Annotated in this window: 14 protein-coding genes; 4 read left to right on the top strand and 10 right to left on the bottom strand. The window is 69.7% G+C overall.

The genetic code is table 11. The features are described 5' to 3' along the window. Window positions 1-6: 6 nt before the first annotated feature. Genes ACGFZ2_RS27285 through ACGFZ2_RS27270 form a run of 4 tightly spaced genes read right to left on the bottom strand, consistent with a single transcriptional unit; the run spans window position 7 to window position 4338 of the window. Window positions 7-1212: an ABC transporter ATP-binding protein gene (locus ACGFZ2_RS27285; protein WP_393458242.1), complete on the bottom strand. Its 1206-nt coding sequence runs from the start codon at window positions 1210-1212 to the stop codon at window positions 7-9. A gap of 9 nt (window positions 1213-1221) precedes the next feature. After that, complete coding sequence (locus ACGFZ2_RS27280) at window positions 1222-2055, bottom strand: carbohydrate ABC transporter permease (protein ID WP_393268134.1); 834 nt, start codon at window positions 2053-2055, stop codon at window positions 1222-1224. A 1-nt stretch (window position 2056) separates the two neighbouring features. Further along, window positions 2057-3052 (bottom strand): carbohydrate ABC transporter permease, encoded by a 996-nt coding sequence (locus ACGFZ2_RS27275; RefSeq protein ID WP_393458239.1) that lies wholly within the window; start codon window positions 3050-3052, stop codon window positions 2057-2059. Next, window positions 3049-4338 carry an ABC transporter substrate-binding protein gene (locus tag ACGFZ2_RS27270; protein ID WP_393458236.1) on the bottom strand — a complete coding sequence of 430 codons (1290 nt, stop codon included), beginning with the start codon at window positions 4336-4338 and terminating at the stop codon, window positions 3049-3051. Before ACGFZ2_RS27270 ends, ACGFZ2_RS27275 begins: the two co-directional genes overlap by 4 nt. Before the next feature lie 231 nt (window positions 4339-4569). On the opposite strand from ACGFZ2_RS27270, the gene ACGFZ2_RS27265 reads away from it, so the two are divergent. The 4 genes from ACGFZ2_RS27265 (at window position 4570) to ACGFZ2_RS27250 (ending at window position 7009) form a co-directional block, all read left to right on the top strand. Then, window positions 4570-5148 (top strand): DsbA family protein, encoded by a 579-nt coding sequence (locus tag ACGFZ2_RS27265; protein ID WP_393458233.1) that lies wholly within the window; start codon window positions 4570-4572, stop codon window positions 5146-5148. 215 nt (window positions 5149-5363) lie between these two features. After that, entirely contained in the window at window positions 5364-6068 is a 705-nt protein-coding gene (locus ACGFZ2_RS27260) for a VOC family protein (RefSeq protein WP_393458230.1), read from the top strand. Between the two features lie 186 nt (window positions 6069-6254). Then, window positions 6255-6686, top strand: coding sequence for a hypothetical protein (locus tag ACGFZ2_RS27255; RefSeq protein WP_393458227.1), 432 nt, complete (start codon window positions 6255-6257; stop codon window positions 6684-6686). A 47-nt stretch (window positions 6687-6733) separates the two neighbouring features. Further along, window positions 6734-7009 carry a hypothetical protein gene (locus ACGFZ2_RS27250; protein ID WP_350684079.1) on the top strand — a complete coding sequence of 92 codons (276 nt, stop codon included), beginning with the start codon at window positions 6734-6736 and terminating at the stop codon, window positions 7007-7009. 37 nt (window positions 7010-7046) lie between these two features. Here the strand turns inward: ACGFZ2_RS27250 and ACGFZ2_RS27245 are convergent, their stop codons facing one another. From ACGFZ2_RS27245 to ACGFZ2_RS27220, 6 genes are all read right to left on the bottom strand, one after another. Further along, a complete protein-coding gene (locus ACGFZ2_RS27245) occupies window positions 7047-8942 on the bottom strand; it encodes a BTAD domain-containing putative transcriptional regulator (protein ID WP_393458224.1) in 1896 nt (631 codons plus the stop codon). Between the two features lie 940 nt (window positions 8943-9882). Beyond that, complete coding sequence (locus ACGFZ2_RS27240) at window positions 9883-11568, bottom strand: hypothetical protein (RefSeq protein ID WP_393458221.1); 1686 nt, start codon at window positions 11566-11568, stop codon at window positions 9883-9885. A gap of 71 nt (window positions 11569-11639) precedes the next feature. After that, a complete protein-coding gene (locus ACGFZ2_RS27235) occupies window positions 11640-14408 on the bottom strand; it encodes a DNRLRE domain-containing protein (protein ID WP_393458218.1) in 2769 nt (922 codons plus the stop codon). 86 nt (window positions 14409-14494) lie between these two features. Beyond that, window positions 14495-15298, bottom strand: a complete 804-nt coding sequence (locus ACGFZ2_RS27230; RefSeq protein WP_393458215.1) for a L,D-transpeptidase — start codon at window positions 15296-15298, stop codon at window positions 14495-14497. A gap of 494 nt (window positions 15299-15792) precedes the next feature. After that, a complete protein-coding gene (locus tag ACGFZ2_RS27225; protein WP_393458212.1) occupies window positions 15793-16500 on the bottom strand; it encodes an HAD family hydrolase in 708 nt (235 codons plus the stop codon). 437 nt (window positions 16501-16937) lie between these two features. Continuing rightward, a complete protein-coding gene (locus tag ACGFZ2_RS27220) occupies window positions 16938-19586 on the bottom strand; it encodes a glucosidase (protein WP_393458357.1) in 2649 nt (882 codons plus the stop codon). Window positions 19587-19675: the final 89 nt, after the last annotated feature.

Here is a 19675-nt window from a genome sequence, read left to right as displayed (position 1 = left end):
GTCGCGTCAGTCGGCGAGCGCGCCGGCCGCCCGGCCCTCGTGCAGGGTCAGGTTGCGCCCGTTCGACGGGTCGAACAGGTGGATCTTCTCCAGGTTGAACCAGACCCGCCGATGCTGCCCCTCCGCCACCGGCGACTCGGCCGACAGCCGGGTCACCAGGCTGGCGCCGCCGCCGCTGAAATCGGCGCCCGCGTCGGCCGCCAACTCCTCCAACTCCGCGGCGCTGGCCCGCTCCCCCTCGACGCTGAAGTAGACGTACTTGTCGGAGCCCATCGACTCGACGATGTCGACCGGTGCCTCGAACTCCATGCCCCGGCGGCGGGTGTCGTCGTCGATCAACGCGGCGTCCTCGAAGTGCTCCGGCCGGATGCCGAGGATCAGCTCGCGCGGCGCGTCGCCGCCGGACAGCTCGCGCCGGATCCGCTCGCCGATCGGCACGTCGCCCAACGCCGTACGCAGCTTGCCGTCCTCGACAACCGCGTGCAGGAAGTTCATCGACGGCGAGCCGATGAACCCGGCGACGAAGAGGTTGCGTGGGTGGTCGTACAGCTCCTGCGGCGGGCCGACCTGCTGCACGGCGCCGCCCCGCATGATCACCACGCGGTCGCCGAGGGTCATCGCCTCGGTCTGGTCGTGGGTGACGTAGACGGTGGTGGTGCCGAGTTGCTTCTGCAGGCGCGACACCACGGTGCGCATCTGCACCCGCAGCTTCGCGTCCAGGTTGGACAGCGGCTCGTCCATCAGGAACGCCTTCGGCTGCCGGACGATCGCCCGGCCCATCGCCACCCGCTGGCGCTGGCCGCCGGAGAGGTTCGCCGGCTTGCGGTCCAGCAACGGCGTCAACTCCAGGACCTTCGCCGCCTCCTCCACCTTCTGGTTGATCGTCTCCTTGTCCAGCTTCGCCAGCCGCAGCGGGAACGCCATGTTCTCCCGCACCGTCATGTTCGGGTAGAGGGCGTACGACTGGAACACCATCGCGATGTCCCGGTCCCGGGGGGCCTTGTCGTTGACCCGCTCGCCGCCGATGCGCAGCTCGCCGGAGCTGATGTCCTCCAGGCCCGCGATCATGTTCAGGGTGGTGGACTTCCCGCAGCCGGACGGGCCGACCAGGATCACGAACTCGCCGTCGGCGATCTCCAGGTCGACGTCCCGTACCGCCGTGGTCCCGTCCGGGAACCTCTTGCTCACCTTGTCGAGCACGATGTCAGCCATGACTACCACCTATCCCTTGACTGCGCCGGAGGTCAGGCCGGAGACGATGCGGCGCTGGAAGAAGAGGACGAACAGGATGATCGGAATGGTGATCACCACGGCGGCGGCGCAGATCGCCCCGGTGGGGTCCTCGAACTGCGACTCGCCGGTGAAGAACGACAGCGCCACCGGCACCGTGCGGGCCCGCTCGGTGGAGGTCAGCGTGATGGCGAAGAGGAAGTCGTTCCAGCAGAAGATGAAGACCAGGATCGCCGTGGTGAACAGCCCCGGCGCGGCCAGCGGGGCGATGACCCGCCGGAACGCCTGGCCCTGCGTCGCGCCGTCCATCTTCGCCGCCTTCTCCAGGTCCCACGGGATCTGCTTGAAGAACGCCGACAGCGTGTAGATCGCCAGCGGCAGGGCAAAGGTGATGTACGGCAGGATCAGCCCCGGCCAGGTGTCGAAGAGGCCGAGCTGCCGCTCGATCTCGAACAGCGGCGACACCAGCGACACCTGCGGGAACATCGCGATCAGCAGCGAGACGCCGACCAGCAGCTTCTTGCCGGGAAAGTCCAGCCGGGAGATCGCGTACGCGGCCATCGCGCCGAGCACCACGGCGATCGCGGTGGCGATCAACGCGATGCCGATCGAGTTGACCAGGGCGCGGACGAACTGGTCGGTGGAGAAGATCGTCCGGTAGTTGTCCAGCGTCCACTCACGCGGAATGAACTTCCCGTCCGTCAGGGTCGCCGGGGTCTTGAACGACAACGACATGATCCAGAGCACCGGCACCAGCGCGAAGACGACCACGATGGCGTCCAGCAGGCCCCAGCGCAGCTTGGCCCGGGTGGTGGTCTCAGCCATCTCAGCGCCTCTCCCCGTCGTCGCTGCCTGGAGCAGCGGTACCGAACAGCTTCACGAAGACGAAGGCGATGATCGCCACGGCGATGAAGATCAACACCGACATCGTCGACCCGATGCCGAGGTTCAGCCCCCGGATCAGGTTGTTGTAGGCGAGCATTGACACCGACGAGGTCTCGTTGCCGCCCGCGGTCAGCACGAAGATGTTGTCGAACACCCGGAACGCGTCCAGGGTGCGGAACAGCAGCGCGACCAGGATCGCCGGCTTCATCACCGGCAGCATCACCTTGGTGAACCGCTGCCAGGCCGTCGCGCCGTCGGTGGAGGCGGCCTTGAGCAGGTCCTCCGGCACCAACGCCAGGCCGGCCATCAGCAGCAGCGCCATGAACGGCGTCGTCTTCCAGATCTCGGCCAGCATGATGATCGCCAGGGAACTGGCCCGCTCGGTCAGCGGCGCGCCCTCGCTGAACAGGTTCGCCAGGTAGCCGGTGCCGGGCGTCCACGCGTACCGCCAGGAGAACGCCGCGACCACCGTGACGATGCCGTACGGGATCAGCGCCGCGGTGCGGACGATGCCCCGGCCGACCAGCGTGCGGTGCATGATCAGCGCCAGCCCCATGCCGAGCACCAGCTCGACCGCGACGGTGACCACGGTGATCAGCGCGGTCACCCCGAACGCCGTCCACCAGAACTCGTTGGTCAGCACCGTGACGTAGTTCTCCAGCCCGATGAACTCGCGCTCGTCGGGGAAGCGCAGGTCGAAGCGCTGAAGCGACAGCCAGACCGAGTAGAGGATCGGATACGCGGTCACCAGCACCATGACCAGCGCGGCGGGGGCGCAGAGCAGCCAGCCCAGGCGGCGCTCGGCCCTCCTGTTCTCGCTCAGCGGGGCCTTCCGGCCGCGACCGCCCCGCTGGGCCGGCACCGCGGCGTGCCGCCCGGCGGGGCGCTCGGCCTGCGCCGTGGCGTCGGCGCCGGCGGGCGTGGCGTTGACGCTCACGGCAGGACCCCCTTCGAGTCGAGGGCGTCGGCGATGGCGTCGCGCAGCTCGTCGGCGGTCTGCTGTGGCCTGATCGCCGACGGCGGCGACAGGATCGCCGACATGACGGTGGAGATGCTCTGGTACGCCGGGGTCAGCGGCCGGACCGCCGGGTCCCTGAGCTCCTCGAGGATGGTCTCCTTCATCGGGTACGCCTCGGCCATCTCCGGGTCGTCGTAGACCTTCTCGATGGTCGGCGGCACGCCGTCGTTGATCGCGGAGAACTTCTGGTTCTTCTCGTTGCGGATGCACCGGGCCGCCTCGAAGGACTCCTCGGGGTGCTTCGAGTACGCGCTGACCGCCATGTTGACCCCGCCGATGGTGACCTTGCTCGGGGTGTTCTCGTCGATGCCCGGGATCCGCGCCCAGCCGACCTGCTTGGCCAGCTCCGGATTGGCCTCCTGCATCGCCGGGTAGACGAACGGCCAGTTCACCTGGAACGCGCCGCTGCCGGACTGGAACTCCAGCCGGACGGGGTCCTCGGTGGCGTTGCTGAACGACGGCGACGTCACGCCCGACGTGGCGAAGCGCTGGAGCTGCTCCAGCGCCCGGACGGTGCCGGCGTCCATCACGGCCTGCTCGCCGTCGTCGCTGAGGATCTTGCCGCCGGCGCTCTCGGCGAGGGTGTTGTAGAGGACGACGAGACCCTCGTACTGCGCGCCCATCGTGAGCACCTGGTACGGCTTGCCCTGCTGCTTCAGCTCCTGGGCAGTGGAGATCATCTGGTCCCAGGTCCTCGGCGGCTCGGGGACGAGGTCCTTGCGATACCAGAGCAGCTGCACGTTGGTGTTCTTCGGCGCGCCGTAGAGCCTGTCCTGGTAGCGGGCCGCCTCGAGGGGCCCGGCGAGGGTGCCCTGCTCCACCTCGGCCTTGTCCTGGCCGGTCCACTCCAGGATCCAGTCGGCGCTGGCGAACTCCTGGGTCCAGGTGACGTCGAGGCCGAGCACGTCCATGCCGCTGTCCTGCGCGGCCAGCCGGCGGACCAGCTGCACCCGCTGGTCGTCCGCCTGCCGCGGCAGCACCCGATAGGCGATCTTGTAGCGCCCCTGGGCCTGCGCGTTGCAGTCGTCGACGACCTTCTGCAGGTTCTGCTCCGGCGGGTAGTACAGGTTGATCGTGGGCGTGCCGCCGTCCCCGCCGGAGCCGCAGGCTGCCGCCATCGGCGCCACCAGCGTCAACGCCGCGGCCGCGGCCACCGCGCGCACGCGGGGCCGTCCCCGGCGTCGGGCCTTGTCAGGGTCGCTCATCACCCCTCCCCTCGTGTCGGCCAAAGCCGGGGTGATGCTCCGTGCCCCGGCGCACGGCGGAACGATCAGGGCGTTGACCTGCGGATCCGCCGCCCCGGCGTTTCGTGGCCCCAACACTGCCCGACCTGCGAAGTCGCGAAACCTGACGCTGCTGAGACGGCCCCGACAGGGGCTGGGTGTGGTGCGGATCACCGCGGTGCGGGTCCGCCGGGCCGCCCGTAGGCTCGGCCGATGGACGCCACCTTCTTCTTCGACCCCGCCTGCCCGTGGACCTGGCGCACGTCCCGGTGGCTCGTCGCCGTCGCCGACGCCCGCGGTCTGCACCTCGAGTGGCGGGCGTTCAGTCTGGCCATCCTCAACGAGGGGAACGTCGCGCCGCAGTTCGCCGAGGCGATGGCCGCCTCCAGCCGGGCGCTGCGGCTGGTGGAGGCGCTGCGCGCCGACGGCCGCCACGACGACGTCGCCCGGTTCTACGCCGAGGTCGGCGCGCGCAGCCACGACGCCGGCAACCCGCTGTCGCCGAAGATCGTGGACACGGCCGTCGAGGCCACGGACCTCCAGGAGGCGGCGCCGGCCCTCGACGACGACCGCTGGGACGACGCGGTACGCGAGTCGCACGCGCTGGCGTACGCATCCGCCGGCCCCGACGTCGGCTCACCCGTGCTGATGCTGCCCGGCGCCGAACGCGGCATCCACGGCCCGATCCTGACCGAGGTCCCCGGCACCGACGACGCCCTGACCATCTGGGACTCCCTGCTTCCCCTGATCCGGATGCCCGCCTTCCACGAAATCAAGCGCACCCGCCACTGACCCACCCGCTCCCTCCCACCCGCCCCTCCCACCCCTCCTGTCCCGCCCGTCCCGCCCGTCCCGCCCGTTGATCATGAAGTTGTTGGGACCATTTGTCCGCTTCGTCGCCACTAACTTCATGATCAACCGGGCGGGGGCTGGGCGGCGGGCCGACTGGGCGGTGGAGCGGGCGTGGCGGGACTGGAGCGGGCGGGGGTGGGCGGGATGATGGGGGTGTGATCGCGAGCTTCAAGGATCTGTGTCTGGACGCCGCCGATCCCCGCGAGACCGGGGTGTTCTGGGCGCGGGTGCTCGACGGCGACGTGGTGGACCTCGGCGACGGGGACACCCGGGTCGACCCCCGGGCGGCCCGGTCCGGCGCGGAGTCGATCTGGGTCAACCGGGTGCCCGAGCCGCGTACCGTCAAGACCCGCGTACACCTGGACCTGCGCCTGGCCGAGGCGGACCCGGCGGCGCTGCTGGCGGCCGGCGCCCGCCTGGTGCGCGAGCCGGACGCGGAGATCAGCTGGTGGGTGCTGGCCGACCCGGACGGCAACCTGTTCTGCGCGTTCCCGCCCCGCGCGGGCGCCCGCCCCGGCCCGTTCGAGCTGGTCGTCGACGCGGCCGACCCGGCCGCCCAGGCCGCCTGGTGGGCCGGGGTGACCGGCGGCAAGGTCGAGGCCGGCGACGCGGGCGCGGCCTCGGTCGTGGGCGCCGTCGGCTTCCCGTGGGACCACTGGGTCTTCGGCCCGGTGCCCGAGCGCAAGACGGTCAAGAACCGGATGCACTGGGATGTCGACCTGACCGACCCGGAGCCGACCGCGTTGATCCGGGCCGGCGCGAGGCTGCTGCGCGAGCCCGACGACGCGGTCCAGTGGTGGGTCCTGGCCGACCCCGAGGGCAACGAGTTCTGCGCCTTCGCGCCGCGTCCCACCCCGTGAGCGTGCAGCTATCCAGCGGCCGGCCGGTCGACTAACGTTTCCGTAGCTCCGCAGCCAGCGCGTTCGCCGCCGACGTCGACACGCCTCCGGCCGACCCCAGCCTGTCCGATCGGTTGGTTCTCGCGGGAACTCCCCTGCACCGCTCCACCGGTTGGGCAGGATCGTCCCCAACGAGGAGGTGCCGTCGTGCAGGACACCCGCGCTCTCGCCCTGACGTTCGAGGTGAGCGGCCTGCCACCGGTCAAGACCGAGGCGCTGTCCATCTTCGCCGCCGGGCACCGGCAGGCGACGAGGGTCCGCGCCCTGCTCCTGGCGGCCTGCGAGGCGGCCCAGCGCACCGGCTGGACCCCGCTGTCGGGGCCGGTCGAGGTGGACCTCGTGCTGCGCTGCCCGCCGGGGCACCGTACCTCCGACGCCAGCACCCTGCTCGGCGGGGTGTGCGCGGTGCTCCAGGACAAGAAGCGGGTGGCCAGCATCGGCCTGGCGCACCTCGGCGTCCTCGTGGATGTCGCCCTCTACGACGACGACCGGCAGATCCGCCGGCTGTCGTACATGGAGGAACCGGCCGATGACTTCTCGTACCAGGTGCGGGTCGCCGCCGCACCGAACGTGGTTTGACCGACGGCCGCGGTGGGGTACCGCGGACGCCGACGAAAGGAGCGCCGATGTCGGAGCCACATGTCACGCTGGACCCTCGCGGGCTCGATCCCGTGCAGCAGAAGCTGCGCGGCCCGCTGGAGGACCAGCTGACCTCGGCGCTGCAGGCCGCGACGGAACGGGTCCGGGCCAGCTACGCCGGCGAGCCGGTCGAGCAGGTCTGCCAGCGGCTGCTCGACGAGACCCGCGGCGGCCTGCACCCCGACATCGCGGCCGGTTTCCAGCCAGACATGGACGAGTTCTGCCGGGTGGCGGTGGCAATCGTGCGCGGCGAGGTCTCCTGAGACTGCCTGCCGCTCGGCGGGCTTCCCGGCACGCTGCTCAGGCCGCGAACGGCTCAACCCTCCAACCCGTCAGCGGGTTCGCCGCGACGGTCGGCTCGGCGGCCATCTCGGCGGCGTACTCCCGGACCAACGCCGGCAGCCGGTGCCTCCCCTGCTCGTCCCGACAGACCAGGTGCGCGTCGGCCAGGTCGTCTAGGGCGCGGCGCATTCGCGCCGCGGAGATCCCGAGCTGCCGGGCGACCCGCTCAGGCTGGAGCAAGGCGTCAGGCGCCGCGCCCAGCAGCGCGAGGAGCCGCCCGGCCACCTCGTCGTCGGCGCGGACGGCGGCGACGACGGCGGCCAGGCTGGCCCGCACCGACAGATCGTCGTAGTCCAGCACGTCGAGCCGCTCCCGCCTGTCGGCGAGCTGACCGACCAGGGTGGCCACCGACAGCCCTGCACGGGCCGCCAGGCGCGTACTGGCGACGCGCAGGGCGAGCACCGACCCGGCGCAGAGGCGCACCAGCTCGCCGGTGGCCGCCGGATCGACGGCCAGCCGCTCCGGGCCGACGAGATCCGCCAGCAAGTCACGCGCGTCGTCGGCGGCGAGCGGGCGGAGCGTCACCCGCCGTACGCCGTCCAGGCTGGCCAACCGGCGCTGCGCGACCACGACCAGGCCTGGACCGGGGCCGGCCGGGAGCAGCGGTCGGACCTGGGAGGCGCGGGTGACCCCGTCCACCACCAGCAGGAGCCGCCGCCCTGCGACCAGCGACCGGTACCAGCCGGCTCGCTCGTCGGTGTGTCCGGGCACGTCGTCGGGCGCGACCCCGATCGCGCGCAGCACCCGGGCGAGCACCTCACCTGGGGTCACCGGGGCCCGGTTACGGAGGTCGACGAACACCTGCCCGTCGGGGAAGTCGGTGGCGACGGTGTGCGCGGCGCGTACCGCCAAGGCGGTCTTGCCGCTGCCGAACGCGCCGGCCACGACGACCGCGGCGGAGTTCGCACCGCGCAGGGCCGTGACCACCTCGGCGGTTTCCCGGCGCCGGCCGACGAAGGTGACCAGACCGGCCGGCAGCTCCCGGGGCACCACCCACCCGGCGCCTCCGAGGGGCCCGGCAGCCAGAAGCGGCGCTGGCGCGGCGACGGCCGCCGAAGGCGCTGGGACAACCGGAACAGCCGCCGTCGTGACCGGCGCGGGCGGCGGGGCGTACGTCAGCTCCGGCGCCCTGTCGAGCATCGCGCGGTGGAGGGTGGACAGCTCCTCGCCCGGCTCGATGCCGAGCTGCTCGTCCAGTATTGCCCGGGCGTCCTGGTAGACGGTGAGTGCCGCCGAAACGTCACCGCAGCGGTAGAGGGCCAACATGAGCTGCGCCCAGGCGCGCTCGCGCAGCGGGTGGGCCGCGAGGTGCCCGCGCAGCTCGGGCAGGAGGCGGCCGTGTTCACCGGCGGCCAGCCGCGCCCCGGCGAGTTCCTCGAAGACCTGGAGTCGCTGCTCATCGAGGCTGGCCCAACGGTTGTCCAGCGCAGTGCCCCGGGGCAGGCCGTCGCCGGACGCCCCGCGCCAGTGCGCCAGCGCGGCGGTGAGGGTGTCGACGGCGCTGGCCGGGTCGGCCGCGGCAAGCAGGCCCCGCCCCTCGCCCGCCAGCCGGTGGAACTCCGTCACGTCCAGCTCGTGCGGCGAGAGCCGCAGCTCGTACGCGTTGGGGCGGGCGACCAGCCGATCGCCCACCGCCCGCCGCAGCCCAGCGGCGTGGGAACACAGATTCGCCACCGCCGAGGCGGGTGGCACGTCGGGCCAGACCATGTCGGCCAGCCGTGGCAACGAGACGGCGCGGTTGGCGTCCAGTGCCAGACCCGCGAGGACCGCGCGCCGCTTTGCCGCGCCGGGCGTGACGACCTGGTCGTCGACGCACAGCTCCACACTGCCCAGAAGCCGGATCTGAAGCTTCATCATGCCGCTCCCCCGTTGAACCTTGAGCGCGCTCAGGCTAAGTGGAGCTCCGGGTACAACAAGGTGCAAAGCGGGCAAACTCGGGTGACAAACGTCTATATTTTCGATAGCGTGTCGGCGTAACGACATGGAAGCAGGAGGCGCTGCCGAGCGAGCGTTCGATACGATCGGCGAAGCGACGAAGCAGCCCGTCCACACCAGGGGACGAGAGCCACACTTACCCAACACGGCCTTCAGCCCGTAGGCAATTTCGCCCCCATGCTCAGCGCCCGGTCCGATCAACGCAACGCCCTTACGTAGCTCCATTCGGATCAATTCGCATTGCTCCTTAGCGGATCGACCGCGCCTCGCCGCCATTGTTCATGTATTTGATGGACAGGCCGGCAACTCTTCGCGCTGGAACAGCGTCCATCCTCAGAGTCGCAACCAGGCGGGGAACTTCATGGACGAATCCGCACGCAGAGGAGGCAACGACATACAACTCGGCCGGTTGGGTGAGCATTCACCCAACCGGCCGAGAGAGTCAGACCGTCATTTACCCCACTCCTCCCCCAATTGGCTGCCAAGCCGCAAGAACTGCTCCTCAGAAAGCTCCGGAACCACGTATCGGTTCATCCTGACATGGGCGAGAAAATCGTCAGGCAATAGCACGTGGTGCACTCCGACATAGTGGGACAGGTCCTGGCGCCACACCCATGTCCCGTCACTGATCCACGAGGAACATCCAGAGGACTCAGGATAGCCGTACTCATTCGTTATAACGTCCGGCGCCCCCTCCATGACCGGAATTATCAGGTGCCCCGACCGCAGGTAGTCAACAATTCGCAGTTCGTCTGGCTCCCCAACAGTTCTTACAGCATCGAAGATGCTGATGGCTTTAGGGTTCTTACTCTGCGGCTCCAGCTCACGAAAGAAACCTACTCTCTCTAGCAATCGACCCTCACCCTCTGACGATCGGCAGGAACAAGCGCCAGTATCCCCCATTGGCCACCTCGGTACCACCGCCGTAGACGCCTCGCGCCCTGTCGGTCGCACCACGGGTGGGAACACCGAGGAGGTTCGCCATTTCTTGCGCAAATCCGGAACTACCCGCATGGCAAACGAGGAGACGGCAGGTCTGCCCGCGGTAGGCAGGGTTGTTCCGGACGAGTTCTGCAATCTCATTCGCCCCAACCGGAACGCTGTCGATGACGGCATTACCATCTTTAGAGCCATGTGCGATGACGTCATGCTCGCCTTTCTCGTCGTACTTCGGAGCCGGGGTGACGATGAAGTCGCCGGCCGACTGGTCCTTCGGAATCCGGTTCTCCAGCGGGCGACCGAACGTGTCGTACGTCTGCGTGGTGTCCTTGCCGTAGGCGTCGGTGACCTTCAGGACGTTGCCGCGCACGTCGTAGACGAACGTCGTCGACTTGGTCTTCGCGTCGATGATCGTCTGCGGGTAGCCGTTCGGGTCGAACCTGTCGTTGACCGTGGTGTTGCCGTTGGCGTCGGTCGCCGTCAGCATCTGGCCCCACGCGTCGTACGTGTAGGAGGTCTTGTAGTCCTCCGGGTCCGACGTGGTGTTGCCCATCGGGTCGACCACCCAGGCGAGGTCACCATCGGGCTCGTACCCGAAGGTGTGCTTGCGCCCTTCCGGGCTGGTCTTCTCGGTGAGGTCGGCGACGTAGCCGTTGAGCTGGCGCTGGTAGGTCAGCACCGTGCCCGGCGTGCCGTTCTTGACCGCCTCGGCGTCCTTGGTCTCGGTCGGGTAGCCGGTCTTGGCGTCGTACGCCCAGGTGGAGACGGCGCCGTTGGCCTCCTCCAACCGTTCGACGTTGTGGTCGCCGTCCCAACCGAGCTTGGTGACCTCGTTCTTCGCATTGGTGACCTGCGTGGGCCGGCCGTCGCCGTCCATCTGGTACTGGCTGGCGTGATTCTCCGCGTCCGTCACCGTGGTGTGGATCGCATTCTCCTGCGGGCCGTCCGGGTCCACGTAGGCGAACTGCGTCAGGTGCCCGAGCCGGTCGGTGTACGACTTGGTGGTCCAGTGCCACTTCGGGTCGTCGCCGGCCTGCGGATAGTTGTAGACCAGCCCGGTGGCGTTGCCGCGCGGGTCGGTGACCTTGACCAATTTGACGTTCTTGTTCCCCTGCGTCATGTCGTAGGCGAACTTGAAGACCTTCTGGTCGCCCATGTTGCCGCTGGAACCGACACCGTCGATCAGCTCACCCAGCAGACCCTTGTCCGTGTAGGTGAAGGTGAGCTTGCGCCCCGAGATGTCGGTGATCTGCGAGACGTGGTCGATGATCTTCGGGTTGGTCAGGTTGGTCGCGGACTTCCGCGTCCAGTCCGTGTCGTCGATGTAGTCGAACGCCTTGCCCTTGGCGTAGTAGTCGATGGTCAGCGTTTGCCGGCCGGTCGGGTCGAGCAGGTACTTGAGGAACTTGGTCGGCTTGTTGTTGGACTTGCGCTCCTCGTACACGAAGCGCATCTCGTTGCCGTTGTTGTCCACCACGCTGGACAGGAAGCCCTCGCAGTCGTAGAAGAACTGCGTCCGGTCGGGCCGGGTCAGCACCCACGCCTTCGGCTCCTGGGTGTTGGGCTTGCAGTCGAGAGTGGTGACCTTCTGCAGGTGCAGGTGCACGCCCTTTGGCGCCTTCCACTCCCCCGCGGCGACGTCCCAGGTGAACCAGTGGCTCGTGCCGTCGCCATCGGTCAGGGTGACCTTCGTCGGGTTCGGGTTGGGGTGGAAGTCCAGCGGCGAACCAGGCGCATCATCGACGACGCCTGCAGCGACCAGCCGTAGCCTGCGACGGTGTCGCTGGTGTCCAGCGAGTTGTAGGCCAGCCGGACGAAGGTCGACAGGCCCCGCGACGGGTTGCTCAACGCGTTGTACGGCCAGACGGTGTTGCCGGCGTACAGGTTGTTCATCAGGGTGCCACCGGCGCCGGTGTTCTTCCCCGCGTACGAGTAGAACTTCTCCAGACCGAGCTCGTCGGAGGTCGGCTCCTCCACCGCCACGTTCTGTGGCAACGGCTTGATCGGGGTGGTCTCCGAGAGCCACTTCCCGGTGATCTTGTTGCGCAGTTGCCACTGGAGGATGTACTCGGTGCGCTTGTTGCCTTCCGTAGACGACGGCGGCGTCTTCACCTGCGCGGTGACGTCGACCGTGCCACCCGGCGCCACATCCTTCGGGAGCGCGGTGCGCAGCTCAAAACTCTCGTCGGTGGCGTCGACCAGGGCGCCGGTCTCGTCCCGCCGCTTCCAGTCGTACGACAACTCCCAGTCGCTGGTGTTCCATGCCGCAAGCGTCGGGTTCGACACGGTTACCGGGAGGGTGTACGTGGCGTTGGGCGTCAGCGTCTGCGGGGTCGAGGCGGCGTAGTAGGTAGACTCGGCGGTCTGCTCGAGGTAGGTGACCTCAAGCGTCGGCCGGAGCAGCCGCTCCGGAGCCTCCGAGCTGAGCATCATGACCCGCTGGTTGTCGGCCGCCTCGTTCTTGAACTTGAGCAGCAGACCGAAGTTGTTGGCGGCGGGGTTGAGCACCCACTTGGCGGCTGCCTTTGTGACGTCCCAGGTCTCCCACTCCGGGTCATTGGTGTACCCGTTGAAACCGGAGAGTGGGGTCGGGTCGTAGTTGCCGCCGCTCCACGACACGCCTGTCGAGGCTTGGTTCCAGGTAGCGGTGGTCTCGCTGAAGTTCTGCTTCAGCTCGTGCACGTCGACAGTGCCGCTGTCGGGGTCGTTCGGCCCGTAGTTGTAGGTGGTCCAGAGCCGCAACTGCGCATCGACGACCTTGGCGTTGCTGGGAATGCCCGAGAGGTTGGCGAACTTGATCAGGCCGCGGGTGTCACCGTAGACCGTGGAGTTGTTGCCAACCCCCACGTACGGGTCACCGTCGTAGACGCTGAGGTTCTGGTTCGGTACGAGAGAGCCGATATTGGTGTCGATCACGTCGCCGGCCGTGGCCCCGCGGCGGATGATCTTGGTGATCTGGCCCGCCTTCGGCAGCATCACCGGCTGGGTCGGACCGGCGATGAGCTGGCCGTCCCTGGTCTTGACCGCGATCATGTAGTAGTAGAACTTGCGGTCCATGGGGTTGGTGTTGTCCGCCGCTGTGGGCACCGCAGTGGTGTCCTGATGGGATCGTGCGGACTCCGACAGCGGCGCGATCAGGGTCGCTGCCGTGGGCGCGAAGACCTGGAACACGCTGCGGTGCACCTGGTACTCCACGACGTCGTCATTCGGCGAGGTGGACGGGTCGACGTAGCCGGGCCAGGTCAGAACGGCGCCGGTGGAGGTGACGGTCGTGGGCGGGTCCACCGCCACACCCGGACGACCCCAGGTCACGATCAGCCTCGGCAGGTTGAAGTCCCGCCGGTCGTTCATGTAGCGGTACTTGGACGCCTCGAAGATCGGGCCACCCCGCTGCTTCGTGGCCTCGTCCACCGCCTTGACCACAAAGCCGTGATTGGCCGTGCCGTTGAGCCACTGCTGCACGACGTCCCGTACGGCAAAGGAGTTCCAAGCACTCGAGACAGCGCGAGGCTTGTTGGACACGCCCCACCGCGTGAAGCGCACCGCGTCGACGATCACGCTCTTGCCCGCGACGTCCTTGAGCACGACCTTGCCGGTGGTGCCGGCGTTGAACCGGTAGGTGCCCAACGTGGCCCAAGCGCCACGGCCCACGGGCGAGGCCTGGTTGACCGGCGGAGCGTTGACGGTGCCATTGGCGTGGGTGACGGCGTAGGTGACGCTCGTCCGGTCCGTTTCCCCGACGTAGTGCGCCTCGACCTTGTAGTCCCCGGTCTCCGTGATCGTCGGCGTCCAGGTGTGCGTGTCTCCGGCGACGGGGTCGCTGTTGTACCGGTAGTCGGACTTGACAGCCAGCGGGGTCAGCTCCGCGTTACCGGAGTAGCTCCAGGTACCACTCACCGAGGTGCCAGCGTCGCCGTCGTCGAGCTGCACCAGGTTGCCAGCCGCCGTCGATGTCATGTTGGCGTTCATGTTCTGCCAGGTCGCGGTCTCCTCGCTCCATGGCTCAGTGACGCGCCGGGCCTCCATCAGGACGTCGTACTCCCAGGCGGTGTGCGTCTGGTCGTAGTACATCTCCAGGCGCGCGTCGTCGACGGCGGTGCCCGGCGGGATGATGCTGGACTGCAGCGGGAACTTGATCAGGGACCGCCAGGCGTAGTCGTCCGTGCCGACCTTCAGCTGGTACGTGCCGCCCTGCGGAGTGGTCGCGGCGCCCTGGTAGATCTGGGTCTGCTGGGCGGCGTCCGGCACCGGGCGGATCTGGATGGTCGGGTCGATGACCACCGGGTATACGCGGGCCTTGTCGGCGAGCCAGCCGGCATCCGCGCTGAGCGTGATCGTCGACGTGGCGCCGGACCGGGTCACCCTCTGGGTGACCTTGTCGCTCCACACCTTGCCGTGTGGGGAGGCGCTGTCGTCCTTGTTGTCGTGCATGAACGGTGCCGGCATCACGAAGACCGGCTCGCCACCGTCGGGGTGCCGGCACCTGGGCCGGCACGGCTGGAGGATCCGCGAGTTCGGATAGAGGGCGAGCGTCAGTAGCGGTCGAGGTTCGCGTACGGGCTGATCACGATGCGCGGCGACAGCGCCGGGTTGAGCCACCGCAGGACGGCCACCAGGTTGGTGTGCGAGAGGCTGACACAGCCGGCGGTGGGGTTGCCGCCGCTGGTGCTGAACTCGTGCAGGAAGATGCCGCTGCCCGCGTACGGCACGGGCTTCGCCACGTTCGGCGGCATGTTGTAGGTGATCACCGCGAAGTGCGTGTACGCGGGCGTCTCCTGCCACAGCGCCTCGCTGTAGCCGCCCGGGTTGGTGGCGCTGTGCTGGAAGGTGTTGTAGAGCGACGATTCCGGGTTCTCGTTCCACCAGTCGCCGCTGACGAGGCGGTGGTACGGGTAGCGCACGCCCGGGTTGGCCCCGATGCCGTACATGGTCGGGCCGATCGAGTAGACCCCGGTCGGGGTGGTGGGCACCCCTTCCACGTGGTTGTCGCTGAAACCCTTCGACCCGATCCGGGCGGGCAGCGCGCCCGACACCCGCCGCCAGTGGCCCAGCACCTTGGCGTACGTCTCGAGGGTCGCGTAGGTGGTGGTGTAGCTGGCGCCGCCGACGACGATGACCTGCCGGCACTCCACCGGCAGCGTCCGCAGCTTGGCGGCGCGGTTGTTCGGGTCGACCCACATGCGCCGATCACTCGGATAGCGGGCCACGGTGGTCGTGGTGCTCCAGGCGTCCCGGGTTGCCGGGGCCACCGGGGCCGCGGAGGCGCGGGCCCCGGGGGCGACGACGGCGGACGCCGCCGCGCCGGCAGCGGCAATTAGGAGGTTTCTCCGGTTCATGCCGGACATCCTGGCAGCCGGCACACGTTCCCGTGGTCCCTTGGCATCACGGTTCCCTGACCCCTTGACGTCGAGCCGGGGTGGAGGGGGCGTGTCCGCTGGGGGCGGGTCAGGACCGGGTCCGCAACTCCCCGATCCTGACCCCCAGCCGTCCGGCGTGGTAGCGGACATCACCGAATGAGCGCGCGGGCGTGGCACGCCGCCCACGCCGGGCTCACCACGGCGAGCCTGCCGCCTGCACTCAGCTCCACGGTGCCCAACTACCGGACTTCGGCGCGCCCCCGACTCACCCCGACGAGCCGTGAGCGCCGGATCAGGTTAGGCGCGCGTCCGCGGGCCGGACAAGGACGAACCGGGTCCGAGCGAGCGTGATTGATGTCAAGGTGAAAAAGCGGCATGTCGACGTAACGCGGCCCTGCGGGCCAGCGCTGTTCCCCGTCGAGGCGACCGCCGTGGCGCGGCCCTCGCGCCGCCGCCCGCGACCAGCGTACGGCTCAGAAGTGGAGCAGCAGTTCGGGGAACGCGGACAGCCGCAACACGCCCCGGTCGGCCGGGTCCAGCTCGGCGTGCTCCAGCACCCAGGTGTTGTCGTTGGGGATGAACACGGCGTTCATGCCGGCGGCGCGGGCGGGCAGGATGTCGGACTTCGGGGAGTTGCCGATCATCCAGGCGACGGCCGGGTCGATGTCGTGCTTCCGGGTCAGCCACCGGTAGGTGTCGACGTCCTTCTCCGGCACGATGTGGGCGGCCCGGAAGTGGTGCAGCAGCCCGGAGGCGTCGAGCTTGCGCTGCTGGTCCTCGGGCTCGCCCTTGGTCAGCAGCAACAGCTCGTGCCGGCCGGCCAGGTCGTCCAGCGCCTCGGCCACCCCCGGCATCAGCTCCACCCGGTGATCGGCCAGCGCCGCCGCCAGACCCTCGATCTCGCGCCGCTCGGCCTCCGTGGCGGGCCGCTGGCGCAGCCGCTCCAGGCACTCGGCCAGGCTGCGCAGGAAGACCTTGCTGCCGTAGCCGTGCGCGACCGTGTTGGCCCGCTCGATGTCGTCCAGGATGGCGCGGGTCTCGGCGCGGTCGAGCGTGGGGTGGTCCAGCCACTCCAGGAAGTCGTCGATCACCCGCTCGAACAAGATGTTGTTCTCCCAGAGCGTGTCGTCGGCGTCGAAGACGAGCACCTGCCCGCCGCGCCGGCGCGTCGTGTCTGCCATGGCTTTCCTCCCGTTGACGGCCGGCGCCACGGTACTGCCCTCCGCCGGCCCGGTCATCCGGGTTCCGCCGGCCCGGCGCCCGTCACGCCGGTCGTGGCGGAGGGTCACGGGCCGGCGAGCAGCCTCGCCACGGCCATCTCCTCCCGCTGTTCCTGCGTCTCCGGGCGCAGCCGCCCGCCGTGGGTGAGCATGACCATGCCGTGCAGCAGGGCCCAGCCGTCACCGCCCCCGGCCAGGCGCCGCGGTCGCTCCCGCCGGTGGCCCGGGCGGCGGCGAGCGCGGCGGCCAGGTCGGCGAAGCCGCGCACCGCCACGGCGGACATGATCCCGCAACCCATGCCCCTGCGGGGCGGACACCCGGCGACGCGGTCCGCCCCCGGCACCGGTGCCGCGAGCCCGGCCGGCCCGGTGACAGGCACCCGACGGGGCGCCGCCCGGTCAGCGGCGAAGGGTGAGGATCAGGTCGGCGACCAGCGCCGTCCAGCCGGTCTGGTGCCAGGCGCCCAGGCCCGCCCCGTTGTCGCCGTGGAAGTACTCCGGGAAGCAGATCAGGTCCCGCCAGTCCGGGTGGGTCTGGAAGAGGTGGGCGGCGCCGTAGATCGGGCGCCGGCCCCAGCCGTCGCGGGTGAACAGCGAGATCAGCCGCGCGGAGAGGTCGTCGGCGATCTCGTCGAGCGTCCGCTTCACCCCCGAGCGCGTCGGGTACTCCACCTGGAGGTCGTCGCCGAAGAACGCGGCGTAGTCGCGCAGCGCGCTGATCAGCAGGAAGTTCGTCGGCATCCAGATCGGGCCGCGCCAGTTGGAGTTGCCGCCGAACAGGCCGCTGGTCGACTCGGCCGGCTCGTAGCCGACGCTGAACTCCTGGCCGCCGAGGGTCACCGAGAACGGCTTGTCCAGGTGGGCCCGGGACAACGTCCGCAGGCCGTACTCGGAGAGGAACTCGTCGGGGTCGAGCATCCGGGCCAGCAGCGGGACGATCTGCTCCGGGCCGACCATGGACAGCAGCCGGTGCTGGCGGCCGTCCGGCCCGAGCCGCCGCGCGCCGATCACGTCGGCGTACTCGGGGCGGTTGGTGAGGAACCAGCGCAGCCGGGCGCCCAGTTCGGGCAGCCGGTGCAGGGTACGCGCGGTGAGCCGGGTGGTGGCGGCCAGCGGCAGCAGCCCCACCACCGAGCGGACCTTCAGCGGCACCTTCGTGCCGTCGGCGAGCCGCAGCACGTCGTAGAAGAACGCGTCCTCGTCGTCCCACAGGCCCTGCTCGTACGCGGCGGCCGCGATGTAGGCGAAGTGCTCGAAGAACTTGGTGGCGGTGTCGACCCAGGTGCGGTCGTGCTCGGCCAGCACGATCGCGATGTCGAGCAGGTTGAGGGCGTACATGGCCATCCAGCCGGTGCCGTCGGACTGCTCCAGCACCCCCGCCACGGGCAGCGCCGCCGAACGGTCGAACGGGCCGACGTTGTCCAGCCCGAGGAAGCCGCCCTCGAAGACGTTGTTGCCGCCGGTGTCCTTGCGGTTGACCCACCAGGTGAAGTTGATCAGCATCTTGTGCATCGCCCGGGCCAGGAAGTCGTGGTCCCGGCTGCCGTCGATCTCGAACACCTTGAGCGCCGCCCAGGCGTGCACCGGCGGGTTCACGTCGCCGAACGCCCACTCGTACGCCGGGATCTGCCCGTTGGGGTGCAGGTACCACTCGCGGAGCAGGAGCAGCAGTTGCTCCTTGGCGAAGCCGGGGTCGACCCGGGCGATGCTGACGCAGTGGAAGGCCAGGTCCCAGGCCGCGTACCAGGGGTACTCCCACGGGTCCGGCATGGAGATCACGTCGAAGCTGCTCATGTGCCACCAGGCGCTGTTGCGCCCGTGCCGGCGACCGGGCGGCGGCGCGGACCCCGGATCGCCCTCCAGCCAGCGCTTGACGTCGAAGTGGTAGAACTGCTTGCCCCACATCAGCCCGGCGATCGCCTGCCGGGCGACCAGGGCCTCGTCCGGGGTCGCCGCGGCCGGGATCACGCCGGCGAAGAACCGGTTCGCCTCCGCCCGCCGGGCCCAGACCACCGCGTCGAAGCCGTCGCCGAGGTCCGCCGGCGGGGGCGGGGTGCCGCCCGGCGGCGGGGCGGTACGGGTCAGCCGCAGCCGGATCCGCCGCTGCGCGCCGGCCGGCACGTCCAGCACGTAGTGCAGCGCGCCCTTGGTGCCCTCCCGGGCCGGGTTGACCGTCGCGGCCCCGTCGACTACGTGGTCGTTGATGCCGTCCTTCGGGTAGCGGGACCGGCTGCGCAGCCCCCAGAGCCGCTCGGCGTTGCTGTCGTTGTCGCAGAGCAGCGGCGTGGGCTCGCCGTCGCCCTCCAGCAGCAGTTGGCCGAGCACCCGGTGCTCCCCCACCAGGCGCGACCCCTCGCCGACCAGCCGAGGCACCCGGTCGCAGCCGGGCAGCCCCCACGCCCAGGTGTTGCGGAACCAGAGGGTGGGCAGCACGTGCAGGGTGGCCGCCCGGTCGCCCCGGTTGGCGACCGTGACGACGACGCACATGTCCGTCGGGGTCGCCTTGGCGTAGTCGACGGTCACCGCCCAGTACCGGTCGTCGTCGAAGATGCCGGTGTCGACCAGCTCGTACTCGGTGTCGTCCCGGCCGCGCAGGGCGTTGACCGCGACCAGCTCGTCGTACGGGAAGGCGGCCTGCGGGTAGTGGTACCGCCAGCGCATCCACGAGTGGGTGGGCGTGGAGTCCTCGTACCACCAGTACTCCTTGGCGTCCTCCCCGTGGTTGCCGCCGTCGCCGCCGAGGCCGAACATCCGCTCCTTGAGGATCGGGTCCTTGCCGTTCCACAGGGCGAGGGCGAAGCAGAACGTCTGCCGGTCGTCGCAGACGCCGGCCATCCCGTCCTCGCTCCACCGGTAGGCTCGGGACCGCGCGTGGTCGTGCGGGAAGTAGTCCCAGGCCGTACCGTGCTCGCTGTAGTCCTCCCGTACCGTCCCCCACGCCCGTTCGGACAGATAGGGACCCCATGCGCGCCAGTCCTGCTCCCCGGCGTCGGCCTGAGCCAGCCGGAGCCGTTCGGGGTCGGGCGCGCGGTCGTCGGGGGGCGGCATGTCGGTGATCACTCGCACATCTTCGACGCCGCCGGGGGACTTCACCACACGGGCCATTCTCGTCGTGGTCCGTCGCACGCCGCGGCCGG

This window comes from Micromonospora sp. NPDC048063, assembly GCF_043202855.1.
Lineage (GTDB): Bacteria > Actinomycetota > Actinomycetes > Mycobacteriales > Micromonosporaceae > Micromonospora.
Note: the sequence above shows the minus strand (reverse complement) of the source record. Positions and strands in the feature narration are given on the sequence as shown.